Below are 1,109 nucleotides of genomic sequence, written 5' to 3' on the forward strand. Positions count from 1 at the left end.
AAATCCGTTGTGTCCTCATTCTCCAAGAAATCTTTCATTTCGATGTTCAGCATTTCCGGTTCATGTGCATACTTTGCATTAAAGGAATAAAAGCTGCCATCCTCACAGATAACGGAAAAATTGGTTTCACCGGGAAAGCCCTCTGTCGTAGCCTTAACCCTGACAACATTTTCCGCCCCGTCCGCTTTTCCGGCAATAATATAGTTACTGCCTAAGTCCACATACTTAACGGCAGACGGGAAAATAATATGTACTGTTTTGGCAAACGTCACCTGTACGCCGTAAGGTGTCACCATTTGGCGGTAAGGGAGCTTTTTAGTAATGCCCTGATACAAATCGTTACTTTGTGCTTTCACGGAAACCATGCCCATGATAAGAGCGAATAAAATCATTAACTTTTTCATTTGGATTGAAATTTTTATGGTTGATAATTGATAAATAGATTATTGCTGTTTGGCGTAAAGCATCACCTGATAGTTCGCTTTCAGGTGTACCTTTACCGTTCTGAACTTCTTGGCAAGGTATTGCGAACCGCCTTGCATCAAGCCCCTTGTAATATCCATTGCGACCTGCTGCCCGGCACTTTGCGCAAAGGAAATGCTCGTACCCAGCCCGGCGCCGATATTCGCCATCGCTTCCTTTGCCGCTTCCTGTTCCAGTGACGAGGGAACGGAAAGCCCCTTTTGCCCGTCACTGTCGTAAACGGCAAGTTCCACAGGAATGATGTTACCCGCATATTCGAGCGAGGACACCAGTATGTCGAGCCGTTCCCCCTGCACTTTGGCACTTCCCGATACAAGGCTGTTTTTCGGGACAATCACGTTCCCCGCTTGCAACGGTTCTAACAGCCGCAGTTTGACGGTCTGCCCGTCCATAAGTGTTTGGTCGTTATGAATACATGCCCGGATAGTGTTCTTTCCCATCGAATAACCACTGCCGACTGCCGTATTAAACCCATAATTGCGTGGTTTGCTGTATTCGGCGATAAATTCGGCATTGCTCATGGGCTGCTGCAATCCTGAAACCGTCCTGTCCGATATAGCTTTTACGGGTGTGGCACTTCCTTTTTCCTGAATAGCTGCTGTTGGAAAATTCACTCACCATTGCCC

The 1,109-nt window shown here is 46.9% G+C and carries 1 protein-coding gene and 1 pseudogene; both read right to left on the reverse strand.

Features of this window, described 5'->3' with window-relative positions; all coding sequences use genetic code 11:
* A partial coding sequence (gene traN, locus BWI44_RS14635; protein ID WP_502688839.1) for a conjugative transposon protein TraN occupies positions 1-404 on the reverse strand: 404 nt, incomplete at its 3' end.
* A 39-nt stretch (positions 405-443) separates the two neighbouring features.
* A pseudogene (gene traM, locus BWI44_RS14640) lies at positions 444-1,088 on the reverse strand (conjugative transposon protein TraM); the annotation flags it as partial.
* Between the last annotated feature and the right edge of the window lie 21 nt (positions 1,089-1,109).

The sequence above is a fragment of the Bacteroides sp. Phil13 genome (assembly GCF_001940965.1).
In the GTDB taxonomy this organism is placed as follows: domain Bacteria; phylum Bacteroidota; class Bacteroidia; order Bacteroidales; family Bacteroidaceae; genus Bacteroides; species Bacteroides intestinalis.